This is a genomic window from Thauera mechernichensis, from assembly GCF_029588855.1.
Classification (GTDB): domain Bacteria; phylum Pseudomonadota; class Gammaproteobacteria; order Burkholderiales; family Rhodocyclaceae; genus Thauera; species Thauera mechernichensis.
In genome coordinates, this window is record NZ_JARQZE010000012.1 from 63,960 (window position 1) to 83,532 (window position 19,573).

The 19,573-nt window shown below is 65.6% G+C and carries 14 protein-coding genes and 1 tRNA gene; 14 read left to right on the top strand and 1 reads right to left on the bottom strand.

Annotated elements, in window-relative coordinates:
• Positions 1 to 9: 9 nt before the first annotated feature.
• Positions 10 to 1,935: an ATP-binding cassette domain-containing protein gene (locus P7F68_RS14890; protein WP_277834281.1), complete on the bottom strand. Its 1,926-nt coding sequence runs from the start codon at positions 1,933 to 1,935 to the stop codon at positions 10 to 12.
• 187 nt (positions 1,936 to 2,122) lie between these two features.
• Here P7F68_RS14890 and P7F68_RS14895 point away from each other — a divergent pair, with 187 nt between their 5' ends.
• From P7F68_RS14895 to P7F68_RS14960, 14 genes are all read left to right on the top strand, one after another.
• Positions 2,123 to 4,150 carry a site-specific recombinase gene (locus P7F68_RS14895; protein WP_277834282.1) on the top strand — a complete coding sequence of 676 codons (2,028 nt, stop codon included), beginning with the start codon at positions 2,123 to 2,125 and terminating at the stop codon, positions 4,148 to 4,150.
• Between the two features lie 17 nt (positions 4,151 to 4,167).
• Positions 4,168 to 4,242: transfer RNA gene (locus tag P7F68_RS14900), tRNA-Arg, on the top strand.
• 188 nt (positions 4,243 to 4,430) lie between these two features.
• On the top strand, positions 4,431 to 5,675 hold the full coding sequence (locus P7F68_RS14905) for a tyrosine-type recombinase/integrase (protein WP_277834284.1): 1,245 nt from the start codon (positions 4,431 to 4,433) through the stop codon (positions 5,673 to 5,675).
• 49 nt (positions 5,676 to 5,724) lie between these two features.
• Positions 5,725 to 6,363 carry a hypothetical protein gene (locus tag P7F68_RS14910; RefSeq protein ID WP_277834286.1) on the top strand — a complete coding sequence of 213 codons (639 nt, stop codon included), beginning with the start codon at positions 5,725 to 5,727 and terminating at the stop codon, positions 6,361 to 6,363.
• Positions 6,364 to 6,442: 79 nt separating this feature from the next.
• Positions 6,443 to 6,706 (top strand): helix-turn-helix transcriptional regulator, encoded by a 264-nt coding sequence (locus tag P7F68_RS14915; protein ID WP_277834288.1) that lies wholly within the window; start codon positions 6,443 to 6,445, stop codon positions 6,704 to 6,706.
• A 9-nt stretch (positions 6,707 to 6,715) separates the two neighbouring features.
• The gene (locus P7F68_RS14920; protein WP_277834290.1) at positions 6,716 to 7,069 is read left to right on the top strand and encodes a hypothetical protein; all 354 of its coding nucleotides are present in this window, start codon (positions 6,716 to 6,718) and stop codon (positions 7,067 to 7,069) included.
• Positions 7,066 to 7,401: a hypothetical protein gene (locus P7F68_RS14925; RefSeq protein ID WP_277834292.1), complete on the top strand. Its 336-nt coding sequence runs from the start codon at positions 7,066 to 7,068 to the stop codon at positions 7,399 to 7,401. Before P7F68_RS14920 ends, P7F68_RS14925 begins: the two co-directional genes overlap by 4 nt.
• Entirely contained in the window at positions 7,398 to 8,270 is an 873-nt protein-coding gene (locus P7F68_RS14930; protein WP_277834294.1) for a helix-turn-helix domain-containing protein, read from the top strand. The genes P7F68_RS14925 and P7F68_RS14930 overlap by 4 nt, the downstream gene beginning before the upstream one ends.
• Positions 8,267 to 9,646, top strand: coding sequence for a replicative DNA helicase (gene dnaB, locus P7F68_RS14935; RefSeq protein ID WP_277834296.1), 1,380 nt, complete (start codon positions 8,267 to 8,269; stop codon positions 9,644 to 9,646). The genes P7F68_RS14930 and dnaB overlap by 4 nt, the downstream gene beginning before the upstream one ends.
• A gap of 159 nt (positions 9,647 to 9,805) precedes the next feature.
• On the top strand, positions 9,806 to 10,003 hold the full coding sequence (locus P7F68_RS14940) for a hypothetical protein (protein WP_277834298.1): 198 nt from the start codon (positions 9,806 to 9,808) through the stop codon (positions 10,001 to 10,003).
• A gap of 71 nt (positions 10,004 to 10,074) precedes the next feature.
• The gene (locus tag P7F68_RS14945) at positions 10,075 to 10,584 is read left to right on the top strand and encodes a hypothetical protein (RefSeq protein ID WP_277834300.1); all 510 of its coding nucleotides are present in this window, start codon (positions 10,075 to 10,077) and stop codon (positions 10,582 to 10,584) included.
• 12 nt (positions 10,585 to 10,596) lie between these two features.
• On the top strand, positions 10,597 to 11,094 hold the full coding sequence (locus P7F68_RS14950; protein ID WP_277834302.1) for a hypothetical protein: 498 nt from the start codon (positions 10,597 to 10,599) through the stop codon (positions 11,092 to 11,094).
• A gap of 270 nt (positions 11,095 to 11,364) precedes the next feature.
• Positions 11,365 to 13,164, top strand: coding sequence for a hypothetical protein (locus P7F68_RS14955; RefSeq protein WP_277834304.1), 1,800 nt, complete (start codon positions 11,365 to 11,367; stop codon positions 13,162 to 13,164).
• Positions 13,164 to 19,571 carry a PLxRFG domain-containing protein gene (locus P7F68_RS14960; protein WP_277834306.1) on the top strand — a complete coding sequence of 2,136 codons (6,408 nt, stop codon included), beginning with the start codon at positions 13,164 to 13,166 and terminating at the stop codon, positions 19,569 to 19,571. Before P7F68_RS14955 ends, P7F68_RS14960 begins: the two co-directional genes overlap by 1 nt.
• The last annotated feature ends 2 nt before the right edge of the window (positions 19,572 to 19,573 follow it).

Here is a 19,573-nt window from a genome sequence, read left to right on the forward strand (position 1 = left end):
CAGGCATGCTCAACCTGCGGCGCGCGACTCCAGCGCCTCCCAGCGCAGCATCGCCGCCTCGATCTCGCCTTCGATCGCCTCGAGCCGCGCCTTGACCTGCGCAACCTCCTGCGGTGCGTCCTGATACAGCGCGGGGTCTGCCATGCGCGCATGCAGGCGCGTCTGCTCGTCCTCCAGGGCGGCGATGCGGTCGGGCAAGGCGTCGAGCTCGCGCTTCTCGTTGAAGGAGAGCTTGGTCGGGCGATTGGCGGCCGGCTTCGCTTCGGCCGCGCGCGGCTTGTCGACTGGCGCCGTGGCACGGCGAGCTTGTTGCTGGGCGGCGGACTGCACCTCGGCACGCATGGCCTGTACGCGCTGCCAGTCGCCGTAGCCGCCGGCATACTCCCCCCAGAGCCCATCGCCTTCGGCCGCAATCACCTGGGTCACCACGTTGTCCAGGAAAGCACGGTCATGGCTGACCAGGAACAGCGTGCCGTCGTAACCGGCAAGCAGCTCCTCGAGCAGGTCGAGGGTCTCGATATCGAGGTCGTTGGTCGGCTCGTCCAGCACCAGCACGTTTGCCGGGCGTGCGAACAGACGTGCCAGCAGCAGGCGGTTGCGTTCGCCCCCCGAGAGCGACTTGACCGGCGAGCGCGCTCGCTGGGGGGCGAACAGGAAGTCGCCGAGGTAACCGATGACGTGCTTCCTGTCGCCCCCGATGTCGACATAGTCCGACCCCGGGCTGATGACCTCGGTGAGCGGCAGCTCGGGATCGAGTTGCTCGCGCAGCTGGTCGAAGTAAGCCACGCTCTGGCGGGTGCCGCGGCGTACCGAGCCCTGATCGGGCTCCACGTCGCCGAGGATGAGCTTCAGCAAGGTGGTCTTGCCCGCACCGTTGGGGCCGATGAGGCCGATACGGTCACCACGCATGATGCGGGTCGAGAAGTCGCGTACCACCAGCTTGTCGCCATAGCGCTTGGATACGTGGGTGAGTTCGGCAACCATCTGCCCGCTCTTGTCTCCCGTATCGACCGCCAGGCTGACGCTGCCCAGGCGGTCGCGGCGCGCCGCGCGCTCTCGGCGCAAGGCTTCGAGGCGGCGCACGCGGCCCTCATTGCGGGTACGGCGGGCCTCCACGCCCTTGCGAATCCACACCTCTTCCTGGGCGAGGAACTTGTCGAAGCGTGCCGCGGCCTTGTCCTCAGCGTCGAGTTCCTCCGCCTTGCGGCGCTGGTAGTCGGAAAAGCGCCCGGGGTAGCTCGCCAGACGGCCGCGGTCGAGCTCGATGATGCGGGTCGCGACGTGGTCGAGAAAGACGCGATCGTGGGTGATGACGATGACCGCACCGCGAAAGTCGCGGATCAGCTCTTCGAGCCACAGGATGCCATCGAGGTCGAGGTGGTTGGTGGGCTCATCGAGCAGCAGCAGATCGGGCTCGGCCACCAGCGCACGCGCCAGCGCGACGCGCTTGACGCCGCCCCCCGACAGACTGGAAACCTTTGCCGCGGGATCGAGTCCGAGGCGGGCGACGACCTGCTCGACGCGCTGGTTCAGGCGCCAAGCGGCGGCGGCTTCGACCGCATGCTGCAGGGCATCGAGCCGTGCCAGGGCCTCGGGCGTGGCATGCTCGGCGACCGCAAGCATGGCCGCGTGATAATCGACCAGCAGCTTCGCGGCGCCACCGAGTCCGTCGGCGATGGTCTCGAAGACGTCGCGCTCGAGGCCGAAGTCGGGCTCTTGAGGCACATAGGCCGTGACCATCTCGGCCTGCCGCCAGACTGTGCCATCATCGAGCGCGGCCTGGCCGGCGAGCACCCGCAGCAAGCTGGATTTGCCCGAGCCGTTGCGTCCGATCAAGGCGACACGCTCGCCTGCATCGAGCTGGAAACCGACGCGATCGAGCAGGTCGACATGACCGAAGGCGAGACAAGCGTTATCGACTGAAAGAAGAGGCATCTGCGCGGTTGCGGCAATCGGCCGCGGGTTCGGGAGAGGGGCGTCGATTTTAGCCGGCTGCGGGCGCTCAGGGCGGATTACCGCATAATGCAGTGCACAAATCCGCCCAAGGCGGCAATTTCGCGGGCGTGGCAAGCTCATCGTGGCACGCCCGACGGCAACACGGAACAGCATCAGGAAAAGACATATGGAACGATTGCTCGAACGCTTCGGCGACCACGACGAGGATCAGGTCGCGTTGTGGGCAAGCCTGGTGGGGAAGTTGCGTCCGGCCAGGGCCGACCAGGCCGACGAAGCCATCGAGAACCTGCGCGCGCTGCAACGTCTGCTGTCACGGCGGGCGGACCTGCTCGCAAACCTGCGCGCCGCATGCCTGCGCCTTTTCAACGAGCGCAAGCAGGTCACGATGTACGTCTCGTCGGGCCTGCTGCCTTCGACGGGCTTCTTCTCCGAGACCTCTCACCGCATCGGCAACCGGCTGCTGCCGGAGGTGGTGGACACCACGCACCTGAAGGATTTCCTGTCGGCGATCTTTCACCGCGTGGATGACGAGCAGTGGGTCAATGCCATCCCGGACGACGACTGGGTGGCGTTCCTGGGTCTGCTCGTCGGCCACCAGTCGCCGATGTTCGAAGAAGATGCCAACGCCCTGCCCCAGGCCGTGCGCGAGGTACTCGAGGCGTTGCGGGTGCTGTCCTTTCATGTCTCGGCGATCGGCCTGGACCGCGAACTGGTGCGCATCGACCCCAACGTGGAGGAGCATGAGTCGCCCTTCCTTGCCCAGAACGCCGAACTGCTGAGCTACATCCAGCATTACAGCGACTGGTGGACGACGCCAGGCGCACTGATTGCCGATGACAAGCACCTGATGGTGATGCTGCATCAGTGCGACGAGATCCTGCAGCGGGTGCGCAAGCGCGCCACCCGCATCGGCACCAGCCTTACCCTCACCTTCAAGCTCGAACGCCTGCGCCAGCACCTGGAGCGCATCAACGAGTTGGTGGCCCTGCTCGGTGAGCTGCGCACCCGGCGCGTGGTCGAAGACGCCGCGCCGCGCATCGTGCGCCTGTTCAAGACCCTGGTACGCGCCGAGTGCCGAAAGAACATCCTCTCCGACTACTGGGGCAAGAACGTCGAGCTGCTGTCGCTGCGCATGACCGAGAGCGCCAGCAAGACGGGCGAGAAGTACATCACCAATTCACGCGGCGAGTACTTCGGCATGCTCGCCTCGGCTGCACTCGGTGGCCTCATCATCGCCTTCATGGCGGCCAACAAGATCGTGCTCGGCAGCCAGGGCTGGGCACCACTCAACGAGTTGCTGTCGTTCTGCCTCAACTATGGCCTGGGCTTCGCCCTCATCCACATGCTGGGCGGCACGGTGGCGACCAAGCAGCCGGCAATGACGGCCAACGCCATTGCCGCCTCCATCGGCGAGGCCAAGGGCAAGGGGCGCGACCTCGAGGAGCTTGCCGACCTCATCGTACGCACCATCCGCAGCCAGGCCGCAGCGATCGCGGGCAACATCGGCGTGGCCATCCCGATCGCGCTGGTGGTGGGCCTGATCATCCACTTCGCCACTGGCAGCCACTTCGTGTCGCCCGAGAAAGCCCACCACCTGCTCGACGAGATCGATCCGCGTGGCGGAGCGCTGTTCTTTGCGGCCATTGCCGGGGTATGCCTGTTCATGTCGGGGCTGATCGCCGCCTTCTACGACAACCTGTCGGCCTACAACCGAGTACCGCAACGCCTGCGCCAGTTGCGCTGGCCCAGGCGACTGCTGGGTGCAGCGCGTGCCGAACGACTCGTGAGCTATATCGAGAACAACCTTGGCGCGCTGGCCGGCAACGTCTTCTTCGGCTTTCTGCTCGGCGGTGCGACCGCCATCGGCGTGCTTTTCGGCCTGCCCATCGACATCCGCCACATCGCCTTCTCATCGGCCTATCTGGGCTATGCATCGGTCGCACTCGATTTCGCCGTGCCGCTGACCACGGTGGCCATCGCATTCTCGGGCGTACTCCTGATCGGGCTGGTGAATCTGCTGGTCAGCTTCACGCTGACGCTGAGCGTGGCGATGCGCGCGCGCCGCATCACCTTCGAGCAAGGCCGCAGCCTCGGCGGCCTGTTGCTTCGCCGCCTGCTGCGTGCGCCGCGCGCCTTCCTGCTCCCCCCGCGCCCGGGCGACGCCGCACTTGGTCAGGCGCCACCAAACGGCTAGAATGCGCGCCCTGAGTCCTCGTCATAGTTCAATGGATAGAACGGGCGCCTCCTAAGCGCCAGATCCAGGTTCGATTCCTGGTGACGGGACCACTTAACAGCTTCACCCCGTAGCACGCAGAACCAGAAACCCGCACAGCTCAAGGCTTTGCGGGTTTTTTGTTGCCCCAGTTCGCCCCAAGTGGCACCATGTCAATACCGTCACAGCGACGGTATTTTCGACGGTACACGCAGCAGCAGGCCGATACCGTCACGAAAAATACCGTCAGCCGGAGATCGACATGCCGCTGACCGACACCGCAATCCGCCAGGCCAAGCAGGGCGCTAAGCCCATCAAGATGACCGATGGCGACGGGCTCTTCCTCCTTCTGCAGCCCACAGGCTCCAAGCTCTGGCGGTACGACTACCGCTTCGCCGGCAAGCGCAAGACGCTCGCAATCGGCGCCTATCCTGCCGTCAGCCTCGCGGCCGCACGGAAGGCGCTGGCCACTGCGCGCGAGCAACTGGCCGCGGGCGTGGATCCAGCCGCAACCAAGAAGGACGCCAAGCGCGCCGCCAGGCTCGCCGCTGAAAACTCCTTCGAGGCGGTGGCGCGATCCTGGTGGAGTAGCTGGAAGACAGCGCGCACCGAGGGGACTGCATACGCCGCCATCCGCGCGCTTGAGAACCACGTGTTCCCGGTTATCGGAAGCAAGCCGATCACCGCAGTTCAGCCCGTCGACGTCCTGGAGTTGCTCCGCAAGATCGAGGCGAAGGGCGCAACGGACATGCTCAAGCGGGTGCGCGCTCGGATCGGTGAGATCTACATCCACGCGATTGCGAACGGCATCGCCAAGAGCAACCCCGCCGAGGGCCTGCACAAAGCGGTAACGCCGCACCAAGGCGAACACCGTCCGGCACTGCGCGCCGGCGAGCTACGCGAGTTCTTCATTCGCCTGGACGCGGTACGCATCTCCAGGCCGATCAAGCTCGCGATTCAGCTTCTGGTGTTGACCTTCGTTCGGCCGGGTGAGCTGCGGTGTGCGCAGTGGCCAGAGTTCGACCTCGAGGCCGGCGTGTGGACCGTCCCCGCCGAGCGCGACCGCGCACGTGGCCTGACCGGGATGAAGATGCGCGAGGAACACGTTGTTCCGCTTTCCCGGCAAGCTGTGGCGGTGCTTCGCGAGCTGCAGGATCACTCAGCCGGAAGCGACCTGCTCTTCCCGAACCGCAACGGACAGGGCCGACCGATCAGCGAGAACACAATCAACAGCGCCTTGCGCGCGATGGGCTATCAGGCTGGCCAGGTAACTGGGCACGGCTTCCGCGCGACTGCTACCGGCGCGCTGCTGGAGCTGGGCTATCGACCTGACGTGATCGACCGACAGCTCGCGCACCGTGAGCGCAAACAGGTGTTCGCGGCCTACAGCCACCACGCGCAATTCATGGCCGAGCGCCGGGCCATGATGCAAGCGTGGGCGGATCACCTGGACGCGCTGCAGACCGGAGCACGAATCATCCCTTTCCGTAGCGTGGTGAACGGGTAGATCGAGACATCCGCGCCGCCGCCAGCCCAATCGCTCGAGGGAGTTCTGATTGACCGCCAAAGCCAAATTCAGCGGCCCCGTCTGCCCAGTCGTAGAGCTGCCGCCGGAGCTCTCAGGACAACTGCAGGGCTATGCGGTGCAGCACTGTGCCCGAGACATCGATCCCAGCGAATTTGCGGATCTTCTTTCGATGCATACCATCTACGCCGCAGCGGCGATCCAGTTGCACAGGGCCGGCGGGACAAACAAGGAAGAGCGAGAGCTGGAGCTCAGCTCCCTGAAAGCCAGCTTAGCCGACTCGGAGAGAAAGCTGTTCATGCTGTCTTTCGAGACTCATATCCTGTTCGCGTCACCAGACGACTCAGACCCTGTCGCGGAAACACGCAGATCGTTGCAGCTCATGATGCGGCAGGTCGACGCTGCGCTTCAGACCCTGAAGCAGCAGCCTCGGGCGCCTCGGTTTGACGAACGCGTCCGGGAGGTTGCCACCGAGCTCGCCGAATGCTTCGCCGAAACCCTCGAGCATTTCGGCGCCCCCGTTTCAAGAACTTCCGACGCAGACTTCGACGGATCATCGCCGGCGGTCGAGCTACTTGAGCGCCTTGGATCGATCGCGGGAATCACTCTTTCCAAGCGCACGTGGCGCGACTATCTCTCGCGACGTAGCAAACGCCCCGACTGCGGGTAGCTTCCTGCGCTCATTCCGAAGGTAACGACTACTTCAAAGTGCGCCCCATGCCGCACCACACGGCAACAAGGAGCGAACCATGCAGACAGTCACCCACCCCTCGCCAACGCTGAAAACGCACGGCGCAATCATCAAGCCGTCGATCATCAACTTCGACAGCCTGCCCGACTCGGCTCTGGTCGATGACAAGACCGTCGCCGTCGTGACAGGGCAAAGCCGCAATACGGTCTGGCGCAAAGCCAAGGCCGGCACCCTCCCCGCTCCTGTCAAGGTTGGCCCCAAGACAACCCGCTGGAAAGTTGGTGCGATTCGCGCATACCTCGCAAGCCTGACCGCGTCATGAGGTGGCGCCATGCCCGATCAGAACAAAGAAAAGGGCGCCGCCCCTTTCGAGAACGCGCGCCCTTGCGAATCACACACCTCGCACTGTAGCGCTCCGGCCAGCAGCCCGGTATTCCCGAAGGCGAACAGCATCCGCGAAGCCGCGCTGCGTGCCTTGGTCTCCGGCCCCATTCGCCAATCGGGCTTTCAACGCTCGTGGCGACTCGCCGCATACGTCCGCTTCCTGAAGGATGACGGCTGGGCGATCCGAAGCCGCGAGGTCGCGGAGAACGGCCGAGTGGTCGCCGAGTACGTACTCGACCTGCAGGACGCCGCCACCGCCAGCGCTGCGGCGCGCTTCCGGGCGTATGGGGTGGCAGCATGAACCGGCCGAGCAGCCACAGCCGGCGCGTGCACTCGAACGTGCAGATCCACGGTGACCAGGATTTCGACCGCCCGCGCCGGAGTGCCTACCCCGCGAATCCAGAGCTGCGGGTGCAGTTTCACGATCCCGTCAGCTACCGGCACATCCGCGGCCCCTACCGCGTCTCGATCCAGCTTGAGGCTCCGGTGATCGAATGGGGCACGAACGGCCGGTGCTGGGCCTTCCTGGCCGACTTCGACGACGAATCGCTCCTGCGCATCATGGCCGACTTTCGTCAGGCCACGGACGACCGCCGCGGCGCGTTCGGGCGTCCTTTCGGGGCTCGCCCATGAACGGAATTTTCAGCATCGTCCCGATCGAGGTATGGCGCGACAAGCGCCTGACCCTGGAACAGGTGCGGGTGCTCGGCGTGCTGTTCTCGTTCCGAGGGAAGAACACCGATGTGGTGTGGCCGTCGCGTGCCGAAATCGCCGCGCGCTGCGGCATGCACATCAGCAACGTTTCTTCAGCGACTACGGGACTTGAACGGCTGGGGTGGCTCCTCAAAGACGGCAAGGGCGGACACTCGAAGGCCACCCGCTACACCATAACCACGCCCGAGTCTCCCGAGGTCGGAACCGTTGCCTGTTCGGCTACGGTTGCCTGTTCGGCTACGGTTGCCTGTTCGGCTACACGCTTGCCCCTAGCCGATTCGGCTACCCCACCCCTAGCCGATTCGGCTACCCCACCCCTAGCCGATTCGGCTACACGCAAAGAACAGACCAGTGAACAGACCAGTGAACAGACCAAGGTAGGTGGACACGCTGCCGCGTGCCCCTCCTTGCTCGGCGAGATCGCACTCCAGAACACCGGAGCGAGCGCCCCAGACGCCCCCATTGCCGAGCTCGTCGCGCTGTACCACGAGCACATGCCGGCAAATCCCCGCGTGAAGATCCTCAACGATCGCCGCAAGGGGCTAATTCGGGCGCGCTGGCGTGAAGCTGCCTCGCTGACCTGCCGGCCCTTCGGCTACCAGGACCGTGCAAGCGGGCTAAAGGCTTGGGCCGCCTTCTTCGCCATCTGCGCCGAAAGCGCCTTCCTCACCGGCCGTGCAACGCCTCAGCCTGGCAAGCCGCCCTTCGTTGCCGACATCGATTTCCTGATGTCGCCGGCCGGCTTCGCGAAGACGCTCGAGAACCGCTATCACCGGGAGGCGGCATGAACACGGCGCAGACACCGACCATGCCCCCACACTCGATCGAGGCCGAACAGGGCCTTCTCGGGGCGGTCCTGATGTTCGGCGCCCCGGTGCTCGATCGCATCGAGGGCGTCGTCAAGCCGGCCGACTTCTACCGTGAGGAACACCGCCGGATCTTCGCCGCGGCCAAGGCGCAGCACGAGGCCGGCGGGAACGTCGATGTGGTGACGGTCTCCGTCGCCTTGACAGCCGCGGGCTACGCGGAGCGCACCGGGGTGATTGCGTACCTCGGCGAGCTGGCCGCCTCCTGCCTGTCGGCCGCGAACGTGAAGCGCTACGCCGAGATCATCCGCCAGCGCTCGACCCTGCGTGCCCTGCAGCAGCTGGCCACCGACCTGCAGAGCGCGTGCGCCGCAGGCGACAACCGCGACCCCGCCGAGATCGCCGCGGAGCTCGAAGCGAAGATGCTGCAGCTCGTCGACCGCAGCGAGAGCGACCCGGTGCGCCTGCACTATGCGATGGCCGAGGTTCTGCAGGACGTGGAAGCGCGCCGCGAGCGTGGCGGACGGCTCGCAGGCCTCGCCACGGGCTTCCAACGGTTCGACCGCATGACCGGCGGGCTTGAGCCGGGGCAGCTCGTGATCCTCGCCGCACGCCCGAGCGTCGGGAAGACGATCGCCGCCTGCAACATCGCTGCACAGGCCGCGGCGGGCGGATCCCCGGTGCTCTTCTTCACGCTCGAAATGACCCGGCGCGACATCGCTGCGCGGATCCTCGCGGCCCGCTCGCACGTCACGGTTCATGCGATGCGCTCCGGAACCAGCGAGCGCGGGCACTGGGATGCCATGTCCGACACGATCACCGCGTCGACCAACTGGCCGATGTTCATCGATGACCAACAGGCCGTGAGCGTGGCCTACGTCCGCGCGAAGGCTCGCCGGATTCAGCGCACCGAAGGCCTTGGCCTCGTCGTGATCGATTACCTGCAGCTCATGCGCGGTATCGGCGACACCCGGACGCAAGAGGTGGGCAGCATCTCGCGCGGGCTGAAAGCCCTGGCCAAGGAACTGCATGTGCCGGTGATCGCCCTCGCCCAGATCAACCGCGCATCCGAGGGTCGCCCAGATCGGCGCCCGATACTGGCAGACCTGCGCGACTCGGGCGAGATCGAGCAAGACGCGGACATCGTGGGGATGCTCCACCGCGAAAGCCTGTACCGCGACGCCCCGGAATGGGCAGGCCTGGCCGAGCTGCTGATCCGCAAGAACCGCAACGGGCCGACCGGTGATTGCCTGCTGGCGATCGACGGCCCCCTGATGCGCTTCACCGACCACGACGGCCCCTCGCCTCGCGAGAACGGCGCCGGACAGCCAAGCCGGCGAAAAGGGTTCGATCTGTGATCGCCAATTGCGGCGGAAACGTACCTGCCGGCTCGCAGACACCCCGAACGATACGCGGGCAATACCTACCCCTACCCGACCGACAAAGAAGCCGCCAGCGGCCGTTTTCGCGAAACACCGCATCCACGGCCCGGCGGTCCACTACCAAGGAGCAGCAGCATGATCCACCCCGAGATTGATCCCGCCCGGCGCTGCATCACCTGCGCCCATTACGACGAAGACGGATGCCTGAACGGCTTTCCAGCGGACGCGCTGTCCTGCACGGAGCATCAGACCGAGACGGAATCCGAGTTCTTCATCCATGCCGCATCTCGCGCGCCCATCGTGATGACATTCCGTCCGATGGGATGGCACTGAAGGTGGGCGCCAAGTACTCGCCACAGTGCCCTCAACTCAATCAACCACCTGGACCACAACCGGAGAACAATATGAGCAGCAACAACGGAGTCGCCAACCTGCTGAGCAACATCCGCGAACGAGAAGCCGCGAAGGCCGAACAGATGAAGATCGCCGCGCAGATTGCGGCAGTGCCCGACTCACAGTTCGACGACCATCCGGAGGTCAAGCGCCACCGCGAGCGGGTTGCCCTTCTGGAGCGCCGATCCGAACTGACTGAGGATCCGAGCCAACGCCGCCGGCTCGCCGAGGCGATTGCGGCAATGCGCCTCGAGCTGGTCGAGCGCTCGGCAGATGTGACCAATGCAGCGATCGACGACCTTGCCGACGATCCCATCACCTTCAGGCGCGCGTTTGCCGCGACAGAGGAGGCCCGCCGCCTGACGTGCGTCATTACCGCGGCCGAAGCCGCCCTCGGGGACCTGAACCGGAAATTCAACGGACGGAGCCCGCAACTCGATCAGTTGCGCGCCGCCCGCAGCGAGCTCGATCGTCTGCTGCGCCGCCTCAAGCGCGAGCACCTTGGAATCTCCGGGAAGTGAGGGGGGTGGCGAATGACCGACACGACCACGAAGGCCGAAAAGCCTACCAAGAGCAACGCTGAGATAGTCCTCGAGGCGATCCAGGATCTGCACGCCCGCGAGCAGATTGTCACGCGCGAAATCCTTGCCGAGCTGACCGGGCTCAAGCTCACGACCATCGACGACCGCTTAGGGCACCTCGTCGACAATGGAAAGGTCCGCCGCGTGCAGCGAGGGGTTTTTGTCCCGGTTGACCACCACAAGCCCGCCCGCCCAATCTCTCGAACCCTTTGCCCAGACGGCACGACAGTGCTCGAGGTCGGGGAGTCGGTGATTATCCTGTCGCCCAGGGAGGTCAGGATGATCGGCGAGTTGATGGCCGGAAGCAGCCAGCAATACGCTGCGATCGAGATCGGCCACGAGGCCGCCCGGCTCAATGCCGCACTAGCTGGACAGGTAAGCGAGGTTCGCAGAGAGCTGCGTCAACTCCAAGAGGGCGCAGCAACGACCGCACCCGACAACGAAGAATAGCGTTCAGCCGACGGTGGCGGCTTTGTGCGACTGGCTTTGTGCGACTTGTACGCGCGCGCACGAACCCGGGTTTCGCGAGTCCCTAAAGGCAGGAAACGCCGCCCATATGCACCTTCAGAAAACTTCAGTTGGATTTGTACGCGCGCGGACAAGCAAAGCCAAATCTGACTGAAGTCGCCGACGCCCTGCACTGCCCCCCTCTAGGGCTGGAGTCAGATAGAAGCGAACCCGACCATTTGATCGTTCAAATCAGATATCGGGGCAACGACCATGTACGGCTTTCACTCGCGCAAAGAGCGCAACGTCAGTCAAGGCGGAAAGATCAAAGGGCCGGGCTCCGGCACGTCCGACAGCATCAAGACCGAAGTTCCCAAGGGCAGCTACATCATGCCGGCAGACTCGACCGCGAAAATCGGCGAGAAGGCGATGAACGACATGGGCAAGCCCGTCCCGGTCAATTTGAGCAACGGCGAATACCAGATGCCGCCCGAGGCGGTGCATGCCGTCGGCGCACAGGTGCTCGACCAGATGAAGGACGCTACCCACACCCCTGTCGCGGCCCAGGGCTTCAAGCAGCACGAGGGCGAGCTCTACTTTTCCGATGGGGGGCTTGTCGATGATGAACGCCGCCGCACCGGGCCGAGCCCCCAGATGGGCGCTGTTGCGCTTGGCAATCAGGCGCGCTTGGAGCGCTCTGGTGGGCAAGGGATGTACGAGGGCGCAAACAGCGAGATTGCTCGCGGCTTCCGCGCCGCCTTCCCGGGTACGGACACCGCGATCCGAGGCGCAAGTCAGAACATCGCCGAGGCCTACCAGAAGGGGGGCGTCCCGGCTGCAATTGGCGCGACCGTGCGGAATACGGCTGTGCCCGCGCTCGGCTTGGCCGACGACATTGGTCGCGGCGTGAAGACATTGATCGACCCGGCAGCCAATGCGCTGAAGACAGCGGTTACTGGTGACGCCACGCCGATCGAAGGCACGCGGCCTGCCGCCGGATTCTCTGCGCAACCCAAGCCGCAACCGGCGACCTCCGAAACTGCGCTTCGGAGCCAAGCAAGCGCCCCCGCACGCACGCCGACCGCCACCGAACCGCGAGGCTTCAACCCGTCCGCCCTGACCGAGCAGCAGCGCAACGATGCTGGCGACGCCTACCGTTCCGCCTGGCAACGCGAGGCGCCAACCGGGATGCGTGGCGCAAACGATCAGGCGCTAGGCTTCTACAACGCAGAGCAGCAGGTTCGAGGCTCGAACATCACCGCGCGTCGTGGTGCCAACGGCGTGATGGAGTTTTCGGGCAACGGCGAAGGCGCACTGCCGCAAAACTACACGCGCGGCTTCGATCTGAACGCCGGCAACGAGCGCATGGCTGCAGCCAACGCCATCCGCCAGAGCTATCTCGACGCGCAGGCCGGATCGGATGGCGGGCCTCGCGGCGGCGTCATCGGCAACTCTGCTGCCGAGGAAACGAACGCACGGTTCCGAGAGTCCGCTCTTCGAGAGTCCATGAAGGGCATGGGGCGCACGCGCCTAAATGCGACAGTCGCAATGCGCAATGCCGACATGGCGGGGCAGCGCACTGAAGCCGAGCTTGCCATGCGCGAGCGCGAAGGCGCGGCAAACCGCGGACTCACTGCGCAGGCCGAGGTCAATCGAACAGCGATCGACCGCCGCCGGCTCGACATTGATCAGCAGCGTGCTGATGCCGAGGCAGGCGTTCGCGGCTTCGAGGCGCGCGGCCTGGAGCGTGTGGAGAAGCTGTACGCGGCGTATGAAAATGCGAAGACCCCGGAAGAGCGCGCCGCGGCCGCCGAGCAGATTCGAGTCCTGAATGGAAAGGACCGCGAGATGAACGCACAGGTCATCTATAGCGAAGAGCTCATCAACCCTGCGCAACCTATGGCGGGCACCCGTCGCGTGCCGATGCTGCTGAACCGCGACGGCACCGCGACCGTCGTCACGCCCCGAGCCACACAAGACGCGCCGGATGGCATGCGTTACGTGGGCACGTCGAACGGCAAGCCAGTCTATGAAGACCAGAACGGCCGCCGCTTTCTGCAGGGGGGCAACTGATGGCACTCATCCCGTTTGATGGCGAACTGGATCCGCCGCCCCCCGGCCTGACGCCCTTCAGCGGCAAGCTCGACAACGAAACCCGCTCTGCAAAGCCCAAGCGGAGCCTTTTCGCGTACGCGAATGACTCGGTGATCGATGCGGCGAACGCGGCGGCCGGGCTGGCGAAGGCGGGCGTCGATCTGGTTGCGCCGGGGTCGGCGCCATCGAAGGCCATCGGCGAGTTCATCGAGTCGGGGCAGGAGAAGCAGTCCGATTGGAAGAAACAGACGCGCGCCGATCTGGGGCAGAAACTCGCGAGCGCCGACGGTGAGCTAGACAAGGCGGGCACGTACCTGAAGCATGCGATCGTCGAGGATCCGCTCGGCACCATAGCAGAGGTGGCCGGCAACATCGGCCCCTTCGGCGCAGTCGGTCGAGGCCTGCAGGGCTTGGACGCCGCCGCGCGTACCGGCGCCATAATGGGGCTTGCTGGCGGGCTGTCGGCCGGCGAGGTGCGCGGCAACATCTTCGAGAAGATCAGCAGCACGCCTGATGCGGAACTGCAGGAGGCCAGTCCGGAGTACGCGCGCTTGCGTCAGACCATGGGTGAAGCCGAGGCAAAGGCAAAGATCGGCGGCGACTTCGGGCGCCACGCCCCCGAGATCCTGGCCGCGGGCGCCGTCGGTGCGCTGGGTGGGAAGTACGGCCTCGAGGGGATGGCAGCGCGGGTCGCGCCCGCCCGCACCCGTCTCGCAAACGCGGCAGTCGGCGTGCTCGATGAAAGCACCCAGGGCGCGGCCGAGCAACTCGCCTCGAACGTCGGTGCTCGCCGCACGCTCCCCGATCAGGCCTTGCTCGAAGACGTGGCACTGAATGCCGCAGCCGAGGGGGTTCTCGGGCTGGGCGGCGCAGCTGTGGGGCCGACCCGAAACGACCGCTCCGTCCGGCCGACCGGCGAGGAATTCGATGTTGGTGCAGCCCTCGCGCCCGTCTCGCTGCGATCTGAAGAAACGGAACTGGGACTTACCGCGCGCCCGATTATCGATGAGTCGGCGCTTGCGCGAGCCGGCGTCTTCCCGCTCGCGCCGACGCCGTCGCAGCAGATGGGGCTTGATCCTGCTACCGGCCCGATGTCGGCCGCTGCCGCGCTGGCCGTCGATACCGGCGCATCGCCTACTGCACAGCCTGCCACGCCCGCAGGGAATCCCGGCGTTGTGTGGCGCAACGGTGATTTTGACCTGCCAGTTGATGTGGTCGGCCCACCCGAGCCGGACCAGGGGGGCCGGCTTTTCGTTCCGGTGCGCGGCACTATCGACGGCAGAACCAGCACGAGCTATGTCCCTGCGGATCAGTTGGTCGGCTGGAATCTAGGCGCGACGACAAGCCCGGAAGGCGGAAACGCCTCCCCTGATGCTACACAGGCAGACGGCGCCCCGATCTCGGATTTCGGCGAGTTCGCGCCCTTCACGCCGGAACAGTCGCCCGTCCCACTTGAGAACGCGCAGCGTCTGGCGCAGATGCTGGAACAGAACGGCCGCGCGGTGCTCATAGTGCCGAACGTCGACGGCTCGGGCTTCGGGCTGGCACCGGCCGACGCCCTGACGCCCGAGCAACGGACAGCAGTGAAGCGCTTCCAGCCGCAGGCCGACGCGCAGCCTTCGGATCAAGCGCCCATCGAGGACGAGCCCCCCGCCGCGGCAGGACTTGCGAGCGTCGATCAAGGGAAAGTTGCGGGGGCTTTGGATATCGACTCAGCCGGCGCACGTTGGGAGACCATGCCGGCAGAAGAACGTCATGCGCTCATCCAGCGCGCCGGCCTTAACCCAGTGCAGCGCCGCAATGTGCAGGCTATGCCCTGGCGCAACATGGGTCATGTGCTGCGCAATCGGCTCGCGGGCGCGATGCAACCGGACCCATCGCCTGCTATACCGAGCGGCGTCACGATTCAAGCACTGCCCGCGAATAGCGGAGCTCCCGACGCTGCAACCAGGTGGGAGGCGATGTCCGGCGAGCAACGCCAGCAAGTCGCCGTGAGGGCAGGATGGGCGACAAGGGCCGGCGCCCCTAACGTAATCGCCAGACGACTTGCACAGACGGCGTGGGCCGACCTGAGCAATGCAGCGCGCGACCGACTCGAGTCCGGCCTCGTGCCGGACCCGGTGGACGCACCAGCAACACCTCTCGCAGCACCGGACATGCAGCAGGACATTCCGACCAGCACCGCAACGCCAGAAGCCGCGCCCGCGGTCGCACCTGGGCAAACGGCAAAGAGCCGTGACGTGCTCCTCGCGCAGGTCGAAGTGCTCAAGCAGCGCACGGCGCCCGCGGATCTCGTTGCGGACTACAATCAACTCAAGGACCGCATCGCCGACGCCCGCCGCCGCGCCAGCCTGAAGGCCACCAAGCGCACCGAGGCGGAAACGCTCACGAGCTGGGCCGATAACCAAGATCGGGAGCTTGAGCGACTGCGGACGCAGATCGGGTTCGTCGAGTTGAGGGCCGGCACCGCGCGTTACCGGGTGCTGAACACACCCGAGAATCTCGAGGCGTTCGCGCAGAAGCTGAAGAAGGCTCCCGTCGGCCGATGGACGGTGACTGTTCAACCAGATGAGGTGTACGAGCATGTCGAAACCCGACCAAGCACCACCGAAGCTCAGCGAGATGCTGGGCGGAGCGGACTCCGAGACCTACTCCGACGGCTCGAAAATAGCCAAGGTCGGCGAAACGGTGGCGCTGATCGAGGCGCGTTCTCCCTACTTGGTGCCCGACTCTACGACGGCTTCGTCGCTGGAGAAGCAAGCCAACTCGTCGGACAAGCAGTAAGCAGCCCTGCTGACCTCGCCGCCCTGGCGCAGGTCTATCGCGATCCGAGATTCGAGACCTTCCGCGCCTTCTTCGTCAAGAACGGCCGAATCGTCGGCGAGAACGGTTATTCGAGTCGCCTGCCCGCGGTCGTGCGCGTGCCGGACAACATGCCTGAGCAGGTCCGCGAGGACATGCAGGCCTTCGGCGCGGACGGCTATTACCTGTTGCACAACCACCCGAGCGGGCGCTCAGAGCCATCAGTCGCGGATCTGCGACTGACCAACGACGTCGACCAGAAGGCCCCGGGCATGCTCGGTCATGTCGTGATCGATTTCAATGAGTACAGTGTCATTCAGGGTGGCGGACATGTGCAACGCGTCGATGCGCCAGAGTTGGCCGGAATCGACTTCAAGAGCAAACCCGAGCTGCAGCACCAGTTGCTGAACACAGAGATCAGCGGACCCGATGACGTGGTGTCGATCGCGAAGGCGCTGCAGATTCCTGGCGGTCACGCAACGCTCGTGCTGACCGGCTCCGATGGGCGCGTGTCGCTGCTGCTCGACCTGCCGGCCGCCATGCTCGATGACGCATCGCCCGAAGCGCGCGGCAAGGTTAAAGGGGTCATGCGTGCACTGGCGCGCGAGTCAGGCAGCGGGGGCCATCGCTTCATCGTGCTGCCGGCTGGCGCTCAAACGAATTTCGCGATGGGCGAGCTGATCCGCTTTGGCGTGGTGTCGGATGTGGTCACCGCGAACGGCGACAGCATGCGGATGAGCGGCACACCGTGGGGCGGTGACTTCCTCGATGGGCGTGACGCGAAGGTGATGCGCATCAGCGACGAGGCGAGCCCGTACACCGTCGCCGATGACGCCCCGCAAAACCGCCAAGTCGGCGGCTTCGGAAATCGACCGGTGCACCGCGTGCGAGAGGACGCCCCCACCCACTACGCCCGCGACACAGCAGGCGCCCCCCAGGCCCAAGCCGACCCGAACGCCCTGCCCCCGGCGCCGCAGCTCACGTCCGCCGAGTGGATCAGCCACGCGCTGCGCACGAATCGCGGCTGGGCCATGGGTGCGCTCACGCGGGACCAGATCACCGACATCTGGGGCGACTCGATGCCGGGCGTTCGGCGCTTTGACGAGGTGGTGCGCAACATGGACACGGTGCGCCAGCGGATTGCCGAGCGCGCAGACGTGATCCTCGAACGCTGGCGCGAGCTGCCTTCCGAAGCCGCAGACCGGGTATCCGATCTCATGCACCGCGCGACCCTGGCGCAGTTCGACCCGGAGGCCCACCGCACGGGCGCGCTCAACACCGAGCAGGCGAACATGCTGCGCATGTGGAAGGCACTTCCGCCAGCGGCACAATCGCTCTACCGGGACGTGCGCGACACCTACCGCGAAACTCTGCTGTCGATCCGCGACGGGCTGGCCAACCGCGCGGAGAACGCCGGCACCAACGGCGCCCGCATCGCGGCACAGATCCGACTCGAGTTCGACAACTACCTCAAGGACGGCCCTTACTTCCCGTTGGCTCGCTTCGGTGAGCTGATGCTGATCGCGGACAAGGGCAACGAGCGTATCGTCGAGACCTTCGAGTCGAGCGCGCAGCGCGAGCTGCGAATGCGCCAGCTCCGCGGCGCCGGATGGACGGTGAAGGCGACGAGCAAGGCGCAGTACTCGGCCACCCGAGACGGCGCCGCCGGCCAGTTCATCGGCGACGTGCTGGAGAAAATCAACGCCCTGGAGATGCCGGCGGACCAGAAAGCGAAGCTGATGGACAACCTGAACCAGCTGGCGATCGGGACCCTTCCGGATGCCAGCTACCGGCGTCACTTCCGCCACCGCAAGGGCGTGCCCGGCTTCAGCTCCGACGCCATGCGGGCCTTCGCCGCAAGCATGCAGCACGCCGGACACCACATCGCGAAGATACGCCACGCGCAGGAACTCGCCCTGCTGCTCGACGAGATGCAAAAGGATGCCCGCGACGCGCGCGGCGACGTGGATGTAACCGAACAGCAACAGGTCATCAACGAGTTGAGTCGGCGCCTGGACTACCTGATGAACCCGAACACCCACCCAGTAGCGGCAGCAGCCGGACAGGTCGGCTTCGTCATGTCGCTGGGGGGCTCGGTGGCGAGCGGTCTGGTGAACCTGACGCAGACCCCGTTCGTGACGCTGCCCTGGCTGGGTGCCCGGTACGGCTTCGGCAAGGCCAGCACGGCACTCACCCAGGCCGCGCGCGACTACTTCGGAGGAAAGTGGGAGAAGTGGTCAGGCTTCGTGATGGCGGGCAATCCCAAGCTCACGGGCGACGAGCAGCAAGCGATTCGCGAGCTGGAAAGCATGGGCCTCATCAACCTGACTCAGGCTCACGACTTGGCGGGAACGGCGAACACGGACAGTACAGTGAGCAAGCGGGCCTTTGCGATCGATCGGGCGATGAAAATCGTCGGTTGGACCTTCCACGTTCCCGAGGTCTTCAACCGACAGGTTTCGGCACTGGCTGCCTATCGCCTGGCGCGCGGCAACGGCCGGGACCATGCCGGCGCCGTCGAGGCCGCCCGCGGTGCGCTGATCCGCACGCATTTCGACTACTCGGCGAGCAACCGCGCCCGGTTCATGCATGGCAACTTCACGCGCGTCATCACGATGTTCAAGCAGTACAGCCAGCAAATGACCTACCTGCTTTGGCGCAACGCCTACCAGGCATTGAAGGGCGAAAGCCCCGAGGTGAGGCGGGAGGCGCGCCGGATGCTGGTGGGCGTCGCTGCGATGCACTTCACCGCTGCCGGGTCGCTGGGCCTGCCGCTGGGCGTCTTCGGGATAACACCACTGCTTGGGCTGCTGAGCATGGGCATGGGCGACGAGGATGACCCGTGGGACTGGGAAGCAGAGTACCGGAAGATGCTGGCCGACGTTTTCGGCAAGGAAGGCGGCGAGGCAGTCGCCCGCGGCCCCGTGCGCATGCTGCTGAACGTGGATCTTGCCTCTCGCGTCGGTCTCGGCGACCTGTGGATCCGCGGACCGCAGAAAGAGGCCGAGGGGCGCGACCTCGTAGAGGCCTGGCTGATTTCGCTGCTTGGGCCGGTGGCGGGCTACGCGGGCCAGATGGGCACGGCCGCGAAGGCGTTCGAGGAAGGCAAGTTCTCCCGCGGCGTCGAGGCGATGATGCCGAAGTTCGCAAGTGCCCCGCTGCGAGCCTACCGCTACAGCGACGAGGGCGTGCGGTCCTGGCGTGGCGATGATCTCGGGATCGAACTCACGCCCGCCGATATCGTCGGGACGGCGCTCGGGTTCCAGCCTGCACGACTGGCCGAGATGTACGAGGGCCGCAACGCGGTGAAGGGGCGCGAGGCCAAGCTCCAGGATCGGCGCAGCGAGATCCTGAACCTGTGGGTGGCGGCGAACATGGCCGGAGACCACGACGGGATGACCGAGGCAGCCGAAGCCGCCCGGCGGTTCAACAACCTGAATCCAGAGTTCGCGATCAACGTCCTATCCTTCCAGCAGGCGTACCGAGCCAAGCTGCGCAACGCGGGGCAGATTCGAGACGGAATCCACCTTTCTCGGAAGCGTGATGCACTCAGGGAGGAAGGACGCTTTGCAAACGTCGATTGACC